The organism is Nocardia sp. NPDC047654, from assembly GCF_043205035.1.
Lineage (GTDB): Bacteria > Actinomycetota > Actinomycetes > Mycobacteriales > Mycobacteriaceae > Nocardia.
The window spans coordinates 1,658,900-1,671,572 of the sequence record NZ_JBIDDF010000001.1; the positions used below are offsets into that span (position 1 = coordinate 1,658,900).

Sequence of the window (12,673 nt, forward strand, 5' to 3'; positions counted from 1 at the left end):
GCTCAGGCGCCGAAGAGTTCGAGCAGTTCGTTCTTGCCGAACATGACCGCGGCGTCGCGGGCCGACGGAGTGCCCGCGTCGGGGTCGGCTCCGGCCGCCGTGAGGTGCCGGACGATCTCGGTCTCGCCCTTGAAAACCGCCCCCGCCAGCGGGGTTTGACCTTTGTCGTTCGCGCGGTTCGGATCGGCCGACCGCTCCAGCAGCGCCGCCACGGCCTCGGTGTGTCCGTGGTAGGCGGCGAGCATGAGCAGCGTGTCGCCCGCGTCGTTGGTGAGGTCGACCGGCACGCCCGCGTCCACATAGGCGGCCAGCCGCGCGGAGTCACCTCGGCGAGCGAAGTCGAACACCTTGCCGGCCAGTTCGAGCAGTTCCGGATCGATCTCCTCGGCGCTCATCCGCTCACTCCTCTCCCGGGCCGCGCCCGGTCAGCGCGTTGCCGCAGGCTTTCCCAGTTGTTCCCGCACTATGCGCAGATCGGCGACGAACGCATCGTAGGCCGCGGCGCGGTCGGGCGCGCGCAGCACCGACGACGGGTGCACTGTGGCGATCGCGCGGAACTCCGCCGTCTCGACGACTTCGCCGCGGCGTTCGCTGACCTTGAACGAAGGGCCCAGCAGCGCCTGCGCGGCGATCGCCCCGAGACACACCACCAACCGCGGCCGCAGCAGTCCGAGTTCGGCGTCGAGCCACGCCGAACAGGCGACCACCTCGGTGCGGCCGGGTTGTTTGTGAATTCGTCGTTTGCCGCGCTCGACGAACTTGAAGTGTTTCACCGCGTTGGTCACGTAGACCGCGTCGCGATCGATGCCGACGTCGGCCAGCGCCCGGTCGAGCAGCCGTCCCGCCGGGCCGACGAACGGCTGCCCCGCCACGTCCTCCTGATCGCCGGGTCGCTCACCGATCAGCACGACATCCGCGTCCGGGGGCCCCGCACCGAAGACCGTCTGCGTGGCGTGGCGGTAGAGATCGCAGCCACGGCAGTCGCACGCCGCCTCGCGCAGCCGCGCCAGGTCCGCGTCCTCGGGGACGAACATCGCGGCGCCGGGCGCCTTCATCGCTGTTCTCCTCCTGCCCTTCGCGGGGCTGCGACCGCCACTTGCCGACCTCCTCCGCCGACCGATGCCGCTGGCGGCTTACCCGTTTCCGCGGCCCTCACGCGCCGGTCGCGAATCTCCCTCCCATGTGCTGAACGGCCGGGCATGGGTCGGTATAGTCGCCGCGGATGAGTAGTGTCACCGCCACCGCCGCAACGCCGATGTCCCAGAACCGTCGACTCGGGCGTGTGCTTCGGCTGGCGCCGGTCCTCTCGATCGCGTTCTCCGCGTTCTGTCTGCTGACACCGGTCTGGCCGCTCCACACGATCACCGGCGGGTTCATCGATCTGCAGGTGTATCGGCTCGGTGTCGACGCCATGCGGCACGGCGCCGACATGTACGGGCAACTGCCGCAGACCACCATCGGGGCGGGCCTGCCGTTCATCTACCCGCCGTTCGCCGCGCTCGCGCTCGGCCCGTTCGCGATGCTGCCCTGGGACGTGGCCGCACCGAGCTTCTTCGTCTCCTCGGTGGCCGCGCTCGCTCTCACGCTCTATCTGGTGGCGCGGCGGGTATGGCCGCACGAGTCGCAGCGCGGACTCGCGGTCTGGGCCACCGCGTGTGCCGCTCCGTTGGGACTGCTGTTGGAGCCGATCCACTCCACGCTGGACTTCGGTCAGGTCAATCTGCTGCTGATGGCCTTGGTCGCGGCAGATTGCCTCACCCACAAGCCGCGCTGGCCCCGGGGCATGCTGATCGGCATCGCCGCCGCGATCAAGCTGACCCCCGCGGCGTTCGTGCTCTACTTCCTGGTCCGCCGGGACTACCGTGCCGCCGCGACCGCCGCGGTCACCGGTGCGGCCGCGACGGCGCTGGGCTTCGCGATCCTGCCGAAGGAATCCGTCGAGTACTGGTTCGGCGGTCTCGGCAACGTGTCCGGGCTGAGCGGCTCGGCATTCCACACCAATCAGTCGATTCAAGCGGTGTTCGCTCGATTCGAAGTGCCGGAGCCCGCCTTCACCGCGATCTGGTTGGTGCTCGGTGCCTCGGTGCTCGCGCTGGTCGTCACCGCGATGCGCCGGGCCGCCGACCTGCCCGCGCTCGCACTGGCCCTCAACGCCGTCTTCACGCTGCTGGTCTCGCCGATCTCTTGGTCGCACCACTGGGTGTGGATCGCGCCCGCGTTGTTCGCGGTCGTCGGGTACGCGACCCGCCTGCCCGTCCGGCGGGCCATCGGTTGGTGGGTGACGTTCGTGGTCACCGCCGCGGTGTTCGTCATCGGCCCGCAGAACTGGCTGCCCGACGGCGAGCACCGGGAGACCGCGTGGACGCCCTGGCAGCACTTCATCGGCAACACCTACGTCTGGTTCAGCGTGGTGCTCGTCGTGCTGTTCCTGATCAGCAGCAGGCGCAGTGTCGCTCGGGTAGCGAACCCGTTGCCGGACGAACCGGTTCACGCGTCCGATGCCGCGCGCTCGGCGCTGACCGCACGCTGAGTCCGCGAGCGGCGGGTACCTCTCGCCGCGTCAGCCCATGCCTGGCGCGGACGGCGCGACGAAGAGGAAGCTCTTCTCCTCGACGCGCTTCTTGATACGCCACTGTCCGTCCGCGCGGACGAACGTGTCCAGGTACCACAGTCCGCACAGCATCATCGTCGGCGGCCCGTCACCGCCGGAGACCAGCATCGGGTTGAGGCACATCGTCCGCCCGGTGGCCGTGTCACCGTCGACCGTGATGGACGAGTTGCTGATCAGATGTTGGAAGGCCGGGAAGTTCGGGAGGACGGAGGCGAGGAATTCCTTCGTTGCCGCCAGATCACCCACCGAGCCGCCCATGGCCGAGTAGTCGATGTGCGCGTCGGGGGTGAACACCTCGTCCAGCAGGTCCCACTGCCGCGTGTCGACCGCGTGCGAATACCGCACCATCAGGTCTTCGATCTCGAGTCGATCCGAAATCTCCTGCAACGACAGCATGCCTGCCTCCGATTGACGTCGATACCCGGTAGATGCCACCAGGATTCGGCGTGCGAGGCAAGGGGCCGTGTGGTTACGCCCGGTGCGGCAGGATGTTCAGTACCAGCGTGAGCCCCGCCACAATGCTCACGCAGGCCACCAGCGTGGTGAACGCGGATTGGGTGATCGTCGCGATGCCGATGGAAAAGGCAAGGCACGTGGCTAAAGCGAGCGCGCCGGTTCCCGGTTCCACACCGGCGATCCGGGTTGGTCGGTGATCCGTCATAGCTATGTAATACCCCGAGCGCGCTGTTACGAAACCGTGATAGACAGTCGGTTTTCCGGCGCGGGCGTGTTCGCAGGTCAGGCGTCTCGAGCGCGGGTGCGGCTGTCGACGCCCGGAAGACGACCTACTTGCCGCGGCTGACCGGTGACGATCCGGTGCTCGAGTGGGTCTCCGGCACGGCGCTGCGGCCCGTGCGCGGCGCGCTCGACGACCCGCGGTGGCGGGTTGCACCGCGCAACTCGCTCCGCTGCTGCGCAGCGCCTGCCCCCGGCGCGCCGACGGCACGACCTGGCTGCCGTTCCGGCGGGTCTTCGTCGTCGCCCGGAAGCGGTAGCCGACGCGTCGGAGGCCGCGGACGAGACCGGACAATCAGGTGTCCGCGTCCGGCGTTCGAGCTGCGCGCCGCGCCGGCCCGGCTGTCCATGCTCTCTCGGTGCGCCGGGCGTCACCGGGCTTGCTCGTGCGCTGTGGACAGCAACCGGTCGACGCGGTCGCGTAGTGCGCCGGACACGGCGGGAACGCCGATCGACGGGAGCTCCGCGGCAACGTTGGCGGCGAGAACCCGCAGCTTGGTGTTGGTTTCCTGGGATCGAACGCGCAGAATGGTGAACGCCTCGTCGGCATCGAGGCCATAGACCAGCATCACCGCGCCCTTGGCTTGTTCGATCACCGCCCGGGCGGCTACCGGATCGAGATCCCCGGCTGCTGGGCCGTCGCCGTCGTCGCTCACAGTGACGCACTACCCGCCCGCGGTGGTCTGACACAGCCTCGCGACGGGAGGAACGACGAACCGGGGATGTCCTCGGCCCTGCGGGAGGGTTGACGTGGGCCGCGCGGATCGCGATACTTCGAACGTCATATCGATTGCGTATAACTCGTCCTGCGGAAACGCGATGGAGACAGATCAATGATGATCCATACGGCAGTCGAAGCATTTCTCCTGGCTCAGGTGGAGGACCCGGTCCCCGAAGCTCCGCCGAACTCGGAAAAAATTCTCCAGCTGTTCCGGTATTTCACCTGGTTCGTGATTCTTTCGGGTGTCACCGGAATCGCCTACGCAGGCGGTAGATTCGCCTGGGAAAAGTGGAACGGCGGTCCGCTCGCGTCGGCGAAAATGGTCGCAGGCGGCATGCTCGGCGGCGTCATCGCCACCAGTGCGGGAACGATCATGAACGCGCTGATCGGGTGAGCCGGCCTGCCCGGTGCGGCGGGAGCGGTGATCCGTCCGTGGCCGCGGTTATTCGGTGACCTCCAGTTCCACCAATTGACCTGGCGTGAAAGACTTCTCGCGCCGATTGGTCTCCACGCCGAAAACCGCGACCACGAGGTCGCCGCCCGGCTGGACCACTCCCGCCTGGGTGAGGGTGCCGTACCCGACGACGGATTCGCCGACATGATCGGCGAGTTCCGCCGCGGGAATTCGAATTGTCCTGCTCACGGGGCACCTCTATCGAGTCGAAGTGTCACTGGCTGCTGTGTGACTGTTCGCAGGAATCGATCCTAATCCGAGAAAGCGGACGCAGAACCCTCCGGTCGCCACGGAAGCGCAGCGCGCCGACCCCGCGGCCGCAAACTCCGTCGTCAAAGCGGAATTCGGTGCGCCATAACGATTTACCCTCGCGGCCTTGACCGGTTCGTGACCAGCGCGAGCGCGCCGGCGACCTCGGCCTGGAAGTGCGGGCATTCGCGAAAGTCCTCGGAAGTGCAATCGAGAGCGTGCGAGACGGTCTCCAGCGCCGCGGTGGCCGCGGCGATGCGACGGACGAGCCGAGCGCGGTGCGCACGCAACAGCTCGCGGCGAGCGGCCCGGTCGGACGCCCCGGCGAACAGCGCGGCGAGTTCCTCCAGCGACAAACCCACTTGCTTGCCGAGCAGGATCATCGCCACGGTCTCCGCGTCGTCGTCGTGATATCGACGCCGGCCCGCGCCGTCCCGCCGCGGCGCGAGCAATCCCACCTCCTCCCAGTGCCGCAGCACGTGGGGTGCCAGACCGAAGCGCGCCGCGAGTTCACCGATGGACATGTCACCGCCCGCCATACCCGCACTCTAGGCGGCGCGGGCGGTGAGCCGCATGTACAGCCCGATCGGATGCCACCGCGGACGTACCGGCTCTCGCCGTACCGTCGCGGCCTCGAACGTCCGCCGCAACGCGCTCTGCGCGGCCACCGAGCGCACGAACCGGAAATCGTAGATCGCCGCGGTGCCGCCGGGGCGCAGCACGCGTGCCAGTTCGGTGCTCGCGCGGTCGACCTCCGGCCACTCGTGCATGCTGAGGCTCGAGACGACCACGTCGAAGCTGTCGTCGGGGTACGGCAGCGCGGCGACGTCACCCACCGAGAGCTCCGCCGCGCCACCGGAGAGCGCCGCATCGGCGAGATCGATCATGTGCGGTGACAGGTCCACGCCGTGCAGCCGCAGGTCCGGTCGTCGAGAATGGAGCTGCGCCAGCAGTTTTCCCGGCCCGGTCCCGACGTCGAGTATCCCCGCGCCCGGTCGCGCCGCGGCGTCGATGTCGGCGGCGATCCGCCGGTACAGACCGCCGAGCAGGCGAGAAGCCCGCTGGTCGTAGTCTCGGCTCTGCTTCTCTCCGAACGTTGTCATGTTTTCCTCTCTCGCAGTGCGTTCAGCTTGCGAGTTGAGGTCGACCTGAAGTCAAGGGAAAGCGAGCCTGCGGTCTGTGCGCGCAGGTCACGGCTGTGCCGGGTACTTGTGCCCGAGCCACTGCTCGAACGTAGGGCCGGCGAGGATCGCGCCCGGCCCGGCCAAGAGCGCACCACCGGCCAGCAATTCGTGATCCGGGTCGCCCGTGTCGACGATCTCTTCCACCCGAGCCGGTTCGCCCCGCCGGGCGGCCACCTCGGCTACGGCTTCGGCAAGGTCGAACTCCTCCGGCCCGGCGATCTCGACGCGCTCGGGCGCAGTCTCCGCGACGGCCAGTTGCGCCAGATGCTCGGCGACAGTTCGGGCGGCGACGAGCTGAGCCCGGTACTTCGGGATGTAAGCGGTGTCGCCGCGAGTGGTCCAGTCGAGCATCATCTCGGTGAATTCGTGGAACTGGGCCGCGCGGAGGATGCGCACGGGCACCGGACCTTCGCGGTAGGCGTTCTCCTGGGCCAGCTTTCCGGCGTAGTGCCCGGCGGTGAAGGAATCGATGCCGATGATGGAGACCACCGCGATCCGGCGCACCCCGGCGGCGGCCGCCGCATGTTGCACGTTGCGCGCGATGGTGCGGAAGAAATCGGTCACCGCATGGGTCTCGGTGGTCGTGGCGTTCACCGCGTCGATCACGACATCCACCCCGGTCAGCGCCCCCGCCAAACCGTCTGCGGTGTAGACGTCCACGCCGGTCGCTCGGCTGATCCGCACGACCTCATGACCCTGGTTCGCCAAGACGTCGATCACGTCCCGGCCGATCCGCCCACTTGCACCGACGACCGCTATCCGCATCGCCTACTCCTTCGTCTCATTGGTTCATCGAGTGGACGAAGCGGCGAGGCGGGGTGTGACACAAGGGGCGTGCGTCACAGTGCCGCCGCGACGGTCGATCCACGTGCGGCGGCGACTACTGTGCTGTGCCTCCTTACTTCGATTCGTGCTGGAGCCGGCGGGACATCGCCGGCTGTCGAGATGGGAAGAGGCTTCCGGCAGGGGAGTGCGACCCGCCTCGACTCGGCGCGGCCGCACACCAGGTGCTGTCAGATACAGAAGACGACGCTGCCGAGCGGGAAGCAGAGTACGACGGAGCCCCAAGCCGGCGTCGCCAGATCCGATGGCGTTTCTGCGGAAGCGGCGGGAGCCGCGAGGACACCCACGGAAACGGCCATTGCGGTCGCGGCGAGAACTTTCGTGATTCTGGTGGACATTACGCATCCTTTGGCTCGAGTGAAATTTATCTCTGACTCACGGATTTCATGCTTCACCTTAAGGGCGGTGAACACCAGGCAAAGAAATGTCAAGGTCCCCGGCGTTGCGTAACAGGAAGATCACCATTGGTGCGTTTTTCGGGGTAGTCGACCCAAATGTCGGCCCGAAACATACCGAAAGATTTCTAGGCCCCCACCTCGTGCCCTAATTGCGCACGTCCATGAACACAGGCGGATGTTTGCGCAATGGAGACCGGCGTTGCCAGGTGGTGGCGTGTGCGCGATGGTCTCCGCTCGCTGCGGCTGGTGCGGTCAGCGTCGGTGGGCGGCTGATCGGCGAAGGGGGACGCACGATAACGGGGATCGTTACCTGACCGATGCGGCGCGCACCCCCTGTCGGACCGTTTCAGCCCTGGGTCCGCCCCGGGTTCGATGTCGTCGACGCGAGAAGCTGGAAGTCTCGGTCGGTGGGTCGGGGGCCGCATTGCGACACTTCCCACTGGCGGTGAGCCGTGCCCGAAATCGGGCGGTTGCCGACCCTAAACTGAGACAATGGTGCAGCCAACGCCCTGGCAGTCGAAAGAAACTCCAGACGGCCAGCCCGCCAAGCAGAACTGGGCGGAGAGGGGCGCCGTACCGGCAAAGGCGATTTCGGTCGCGCTGCGCGGGTATTGGGGCTACGTTTGGGCCGCGGTCGGAAGCCTCGTGACGCTGATTTTGCTGTTCCAGCCGTGGATGACCGCGCGCGGGGCGGATGGCAGCGTGAGCACCAACGCGTTCGGCCGGATGCAGATCACCACACGGTTCATGAACGTCTGGTCCCGCTCGGGCCCGCGTCCTGCCCAGATCACCGGTTTCTGGGCCCTGCTGGCCTGCGCCGCCATCGTCATAACGATCTTGGTGATCGTGATCAACCTGCGTCTGCGCATCGCCGCCCTCAGTCGGCTTGCGACGCTGTCCTCGCTGGTCTCCGCGCTGCTCGTATTGTTCACCGTGCTCTACATCAACAGCAAGGGCGGCGAGATGAAGGCCATGGTCGGACGCCGTACGGATCTCGGCGGCCAGATCGGATCGCTGATGAGCTGGGCGTTCGGCAACGGCAGGCTCGTCGTGCCGGGAATAGGGCAGGTCGCGTACTCGTCCGCGACTCTGACGCCGTGGGCGTTGATCGCCGGCGCGACGTCGCTCGGTTCGGCGGTAGCCGCGCTCGCCCAGTGGATCCGCAACAGATCCGGCGGCCTGTTCACTGTCCCGTGGCGCGTCCAGGTCATCTCATCGAAGCCACCGGCCGAACCCGAAGACACGGAATAATCGTCGGCCCTCGGCGGTAGCCGAGCCGTCCTGCGATTGCTCCTCTTGCGTACGACGGGCCCGTGGAGTACCCCGGATACCAGGAGGTGTTCGATGCCGTCCGCACCCCGGTTCCCGACGCGGACAGAAGAAGTCATCGTGCCGTCGGAATACGCCCGACCGGCCGGGATACTGGCCGTCCCACCGGACAGCACCGCCCTGATCGCCTTCGCGCACGGCAGCGGCAGCGGCAGGCGAAGTCCGCGAAACCGGTTCGTCGCCGGGGAGCTGAACCGGGCGGGGTTCGCGACGATGCTGGTCGATCTGCTGACCGCCGAGGAGGAGGGCGACCGCGCGCGCGTCTTCGACATCCCGCTGCTGGCACATCGCCTTGTCGAGGTGACCCACTGGTTACGGACGCGGCCGGACGTCGGCGGCCTGCCGACCGGATATTTCGGGGCGAGCACCGGCGCGGGCGCCGCACTGTGGGCGGCGACGGAACCCGGGACCGAGATCGCGGCGGTCGTCTCCCGGGGCGGTCGACCGGACCTGGCGGGTCCGCGCCTGGGGTCGGTCCGCGCACCGACGTTGCTCATCGTGGGCGGTGACGACAAGTGGGTGCTGGAGGTCAACCGGGAGTCCCAGCTACGGATGCCGTGTCCGAGCGAGCTGGATATCGTCCCTGGCGCGACACATCTGTTCGAGGAACCCGGCGCACTCGAACAAGTCGCCGACCTGGCGGTCCAGTGGTTCCACCGCCATCTCACCGTCGTGCTGCGCTGACCACCACCGGAAGACCGTCGGATCGGGGCGCTACGCGGGTGCCGAAGCCACGGCTGATGTCCTCGATCTTCTCGCACAACCAGCGGGATTCGCTGCGCGGAGCCCATTCCAGGCGCATGTGCCGCACGCGCAGCGGAATCAGCCGGACCTCCGCCGAGCCGGTATCGAGTGATACCAGATACAACGGATGCAGGTCGGCGTGGTATCGCTCGTGGCCGCGGATGCCTTCGTAGTCGTCGATGACGTCGCCGCACCCGTACAGGATCGGTCGGCCGCGGTAGATCTCGATCGGACGCGGATGATGGGCGGAGTGCCCGTGCACCACGTCGACTCCGGCGTCGATCAATCGATGCGCGAACTGTATTTCGGTTCGCGTGACTTCGTAACCCCAGTTCGGTCCCCAGTGCACGGAGACGATGCCGATATCGTTGTCGCGCTTGTGTGCCGCCACCTCGGCCGCGACATCCTCGGCTGCCGCGGCCCCGGGAGAGTAGCCCACTCGCCACAGCCCCGGCCGGTGGTCGCGTGCCGACCAGGATTCCGGCACCCCGCTCGACCCGGCGGCGACCGAGACGATCACCACGCGGCGGCCATCGGTGAGTTCCACCGTGGCGGGCGCACGGGCACCCGCCAGGTCCGCCCCGGCCCCGGCGCGGCCGATATTCGCGGCGTCGAGCGCCGCGAGGGTGTCGGCCATCCCGGGGATCCCGAAATCGAGGACGTGATTGTTGGCCAGCGCGCAGACCACCGGTGCGATCGCGGTCAACGCGGGCATGTTGTCCGGATGCATCCTGTAGTGGATGCCTTTCGCGGGCGCGAACGCCCCGTCCGCGGTGATCGAGGTCTCCAGATTCAGCAACCGCACCTCGGGCGCGATCCGGGCGAGGATGGGCAGGACATCACCCCACAGTTGCCCGTATCCGACCGGATGGGTGAACTCGCCGTACGCGCGTTCGGCCAACTCGACGTAGGTTCGCGCGTCGTTGACATATCGTTCGCGCAGCCTCGGGTTGCCGGGGTGCGGCAAGATCTGGTCCACACCCCGCCCCAGCATGACGTCGCCGCCCAGCAGCACGGTCGCCATATAGACCATTCTCGATCATCGCGATGGCGATGTGAACGCGTGCTCGTCGACTTTCACGAGCCGGTTCCGGCTGCCGAAGGGCGCTGTGAGTTCTTGTAGACGAACTCTTGCCGCTTGCGGCGGAATTCGTTCCGGTCGAGAAATATGTCCTGCGCCATTCGCCGCAGCTCGGCGGCCTCGACGGAATTCAGGTCGATCGAGCGAGTCCGCTTCGCGGCCATGATCGCCGCCCACCTGGCCGGATGGGCGCATTCGCCGGCGAGTTCCGCCACCCATTCGACGAATCGCCCGCTCGGCGCCACCGCGTCGATCATGCCGAGGTCGACGGCACCTGCCGCGTCGAGCGGCTGACACTCGTTCAGCAGCCGGCGAGCGGATGCGCTGCCGACCCGCCGCGGCAGGGTGTAGGTGTGGAACTCCGAACCCGACAATCCGATCGTCCGGTAGTGCGGGTTGAACACCACTGCTTCGGTAGCGACAACCAGATCAGCGCTCGAGGCGAGCATGACACCGCCCGCGCCGGCATTGCGGGACACCGCGGCCACGGTGACCTGGGTCGAACAAGTCAGGATCGCCCGGCAGAGGTTGTTGATGGCCAGCAGGTTGCGCCATGTCTCGCCCTCGGGATCGCCGGACCATTCCACCGCGTTCAGATCGATGCCGTTGCTGAAGTACGGGCCGGTGTTCGCGAGCACGAGCACCTTCGTGCCCCGCGCCGCCGCGTCGGTGAACGCCGCGAGCAACCGGTCGCATCGGGCGGTGTCCATAGCACCGTTGTAGAAGTCGAAGTCGAGGTATCCGATGTCGCCCTCGCGCCGATACCGAATCTCCCGACATGGGCCGGTCCGCTCGCACGGTATCGCCTGCACCGGGAATCGGGCCGCGGCCAGGACCCGAACCGCTGGTCCTTTACACGACGGCCGGTCACCGGTGCTGGGCTGCAGGCGGCCGATCCAAAGGCTCGCGTCGCCGCAGGCGACCTCGATGGCTTGGTCACTGCGGCCGATCACAGCGCCCGGCGGCGCCTGGGGATCGACCTGTCCCAGGAAGGCGTCGTAGACGAGCACCGGTACGCCGCCGATGATCGCCCCCGCCCCGGGTGAGCCGTCGCACGCGTGCACGAGGCTCAGTATCTCGACGGCGTCGTCGCTCCAGCAGATCGCGCGGTCGTTTCGACGCATCGCGGGCCGGGGCCGGGCATGGGCCACTGGCCGCGGTGCCTCGGCCTGCGGAATGGGGGAGCGGGCCGGGCCTGCGGCTTTGTCGAGCGCTTCGAGCAGGCACTCGATCGCGGCGTCCGCGACCACGGTGTTGTAGACGGCGGACTTGCGTTCGGCCGGTAACGGGAACACCCGCGTGGACCAGATCGGCCCGGCGTCCATTTCCTCGACCGCGGTCAGTGCCGTGACGCCCCACAAGGGTTGGCGTTCGCTGATCGCCCAGTCCAGGGAATGGGGGCCGCGATCGCCCACCGGTCCGGGATGAACGATGATGCACGTCCATTTCGAATGGACGTCGGCGGGTATTTTCGTCGTCAGATAGGGGCAGACGACGATATCGAAGCCGTTCGATTCGACCGCCGCGCGGATATCTGTTGCGCAACGCACGATTTCGGTCCGGGTGGGGCGTCCGGACCGGCGAATCGCGAGTGCGGCCCGTTGGGTCAGTCCATTGTTCGCACTGGCGAGAATCAGTACTCGCTGTGTCATCGTCGGGTCTTCCGGGCCCGCCTCGCCGGGTGGATCACCTGCTGGACATCGAGAGCAGCTGTTGCGGGTCCTCGGCATAGACGGTGGCGATGACGTTCGCTCGCGCGGCGAGATCCCGGGCGAGGTCACGGATCTCGTCCGATGCGTTCGGGTCGGTATCGATCCGGGCCAGTAGATCGCGGGTGTGGATCGCCGTTGTCTGCGCGCAGCGCCGCAGGCGGGCTTTCGCGACGGTATCCAGCGCGACGGGACTGAGGTAGCGCTGAACGTGCTCACCACGGTCGGTGACCTGGTTGACGACCGGTTCGGTCGCCGCGTCGGTGAGCCATCGTTCCGCGTCGGCCGTGATCTCGAAGACGAGATCGTGGTCTCGGATGTCGGTGGGATTCGCGGATGTGGTCAGCAGGGCCATGCTCGCTCGCCCGATCGCCAGGAACCCGCTCATCGCGTGCGCGAGCAGGACATGCGGGTTTGCGGTGGGCAACTGATGTAGACGTTGCCCGACGACGGTGACCCAGCAGGCGAGGTGTTCGGCTCCGGTGTCGATCGACGTCGCAGTCGGCATAGCGCGACAATACGCCGTTACCCGGGTGAGACATACGAAGAAACGCTGGAAGTTCGCCAGATGTCATCGATCGCATGAAGGAAAGGGTTCGGCCGACCGCTGAGTCC

General features: G+C 67.5%; 16 protein-coding genes and 2 pseudogenes. 5 read left to right on the plus strand and 13 right to left on the minus strand.

Going from position 1 to position 12,673, the window contains the following annotated elements; genetic code table 11:
- Positions 1-2 precede the first annotated feature (2 nt).
- Positions 3-395, minus strand: a complete 393-nt coding sequence (locus tag ACGF7Y_RS07895; RefSeq protein WP_393230554.1) for an ankyrin repeat domain-containing protein — start codon at positions 393-395, stop codon at positions 3-5.
- Between the two features lie 30 nt (positions 396-425).
- A complete protein-coding gene (locus ACGF7Y_RS07900) occupies positions 426-1,055 on the minus strand; it encodes a UdgX family uracil-DNA binding protein (RefSeq protein WP_393230556.1) in 630 nt (209 codons plus the stop codon).
- A 167-nt stretch (positions 1,056-1,222) separates the two neighbouring features.
- On the opposite strand from ACGF7Y_RS07900, the gene ACGF7Y_RS07905 reads away from it, so the two are divergent.
- Positions 1,223-2,530 (plus strand): glycosyltransferase 87 family protein, encoded by a 1,308-nt coding sequence (locus tag ACGF7Y_RS07905; RefSeq protein WP_393230558.1) that lies wholly within the window; start codon positions 1,223-1,225, stop codon positions 2,528-2,530.
- 30 nt (positions 2,531-2,560) lie between these two features.
- Here ACGF7Y_RS07905 and ACGF7Y_RS07910 read toward each other — a convergent pair whose 3' ends face one another.
- Positions 2,561-3,007 (minus strand): nuclear transport factor 2 family protein, encoded by a 447-nt coding sequence (locus tag ACGF7Y_RS07910; protein ID WP_393230561.1) that lies wholly within the window; start codon positions 3,005-3,007, stop codon positions 2,561-2,563.
- Positions 3,008-3,080: 73 nt separating this feature from the next.
- On the minus strand, positions 3,081-3,272 hold the full coding sequence (locus tag ACGF7Y_RS07915) for a hypothetical protein (protein WP_040866818.1): 192 nt from the start codon (positions 3,270-3,272) through the stop codon (positions 3,081-3,083).
- Positions 3,273-3,364: 92 nt separating this feature from the next.
- Here ACGF7Y_RS07915 and ACGF7Y_RS07920 point away from each other — a divergent pair.
- Positions 3,365-3,606 (plus strand): annotated as a pseudogene (locus ACGF7Y_RS07920) (trans-aconitate 2-methyltransferase); the annotation flags it as partial.
- 111 nt (positions 3,607-3,717) lie between these two features.
- Here the strand turns inward: ACGF7Y_RS07920 and ACGF7Y_RS07925 are convergent.
- Positions 3,718-4,002, minus strand: a complete 285-nt coding sequence (locus ACGF7Y_RS07925) for an ANTAR domain-containing protein (RefSeq protein ID WP_393230563.1) — start codon at positions 4,000-4,002, stop codon at positions 3,718-3,720.
- Positions 4,003-4,182: 180 nt separating this feature from the next.
- On the opposite strand from ACGF7Y_RS07925, the gene ACGF7Y_RS07930 reads away from it, so the two are divergent.
- Positions 4,183-4,461: a hypothetical protein gene (locus ACGF7Y_RS07930; protein WP_393231028.1), complete on the plus strand. Its 279-nt coding sequence runs from the start codon at positions 4,183-4,185 to the stop codon at positions 4,459-4,461.
- Between the two features lie 48 nt (positions 4,462-4,509).
- Here the strand turns inward: ACGF7Y_RS07930 and ACGF7Y_RS07935 are convergent, their stop codons facing one another.
- The 5 genes from ACGF7Y_RS07935 to ACGF7Y_RS07955 all read right to left on the minus strand — a co-directional run bounded on the left by ACGF7Y_RS07935 (position 4,510) and on the right by ACGF7Y_RS07955 (position 7,135).
- Complete coding sequence (locus ACGF7Y_RS07935) at positions 4,510-4,710, minus strand: hypothetical protein (RefSeq protein ID WP_040866820.1); 201 nt, start codon at positions 4,708-4,710, stop codon at positions 4,510-4,512.
- Between the two features lie 173 nt (positions 4,711-4,883).
- Positions 4,884-5,309, minus strand: coding sequence for a MerR family transcriptional regulator (locus ACGF7Y_RS07940; protein WP_393230566.1), 426 nt, complete (start codon positions 5,307-5,309; stop codon positions 4,884-4,886).
- A gap of 9 nt (positions 5,310-5,318) precedes the next feature.
- Positions 5,319-5,873 (minus strand): class I SAM-dependent methyltransferase, encoded by a 555-nt coding sequence (locus ACGF7Y_RS07945; RefSeq protein WP_393230568.1) that lies wholly within the window; start codon positions 5,871-5,873, stop codon positions 5,319-5,321.
- Positions 5,874-5,960: 87 nt separating this feature from the next.
- On the minus strand, positions 5,961-6,719 hold the full coding sequence (locus tag ACGF7Y_RS07950) for an SDR family oxidoreductase (protein WP_393230570.1): 759 nt from the start codon (positions 6,717-6,719) through the stop codon (positions 5,961-5,963).
- A gap of 248 nt (positions 6,720-6,967) precedes the next feature.
- Positions 6,968-7,135, minus strand: a complete 168-nt coding sequence (locus ACGF7Y_RS07955) for a hypothetical protein (RefSeq protein ID WP_393230572.1) — start codon at positions 7,133-7,135, stop codon at positions 6,968-6,970.
- A gap of 552 nt (positions 7,136-7,687) precedes the next feature.
- On the opposite strand from ACGF7Y_RS07955, the gene ACGF7Y_RS07960 reads away from it, so the two are divergent.
- Together ACGF7Y_RS07960 and ACGF7Y_RS07965 are read left to right on the plus strand one after the other, a co-directional pair.
- Positions 7,688-8,446 (plus strand): hypothetical protein, encoded by a 759-nt coding sequence (locus ACGF7Y_RS07960; protein ID WP_393230573.1) that lies wholly within the window; start codon positions 7,688-7,690, stop codon positions 8,444-8,446.
- A 114-nt stretch (positions 8,447-8,560) separates the two neighbouring features.
- A pseudogene (locus ACGF7Y_RS07965) lies at positions 8,561-9,208 on the plus strand (dienelactone hydrolase family protein); the annotation flags it as partial.
- Here the strand turns inward: ACGF7Y_RS07965 and ACGF7Y_RS07970 are convergent.
- From ACGF7Y_RS07970 to ACGF7Y_RS07980, 3 genes are read right to left on the minus strand one after another with little or no spacing between them, the layout of a single operon-like run.
- Positions 9,189-10,292: a CapA family protein gene (locus tag ACGF7Y_RS07970; protein ID WP_393230574.1), complete on the minus strand. Its 1,104-nt coding sequence runs from the start codon at positions 10,290-10,292 to the stop codon at positions 9,189-9,191. The pseudogene ACGF7Y_RS07965 and the gene ACGF7Y_RS07970 sit on opposite strands and share 20 nt — an antisense overlap.
- Before the next feature lie 53 nt (positions 10,293-10,345).
- Positions 10,346-12,001, minus strand: a complete 1,656-nt coding sequence (locus tag ACGF7Y_RS07975; RefSeq protein ID WP_393230575.1) for an enoyl-CoA hydratase-related protein — start codon at positions 11,999-12,001, stop codon at positions 10,346-10,348.
- Between the two features lie 34 nt (positions 12,002-12,035).
- A complete protein-coding gene (locus ACGF7Y_RS07980; RefSeq protein ID WP_393230577.1) occupies positions 12,036-12,566 on the minus strand; it encodes a hypothetical protein in 531 nt (176 codons plus the stop codon).
- Positions 12,567-12,673: the final 107 nt, after the last annotated feature.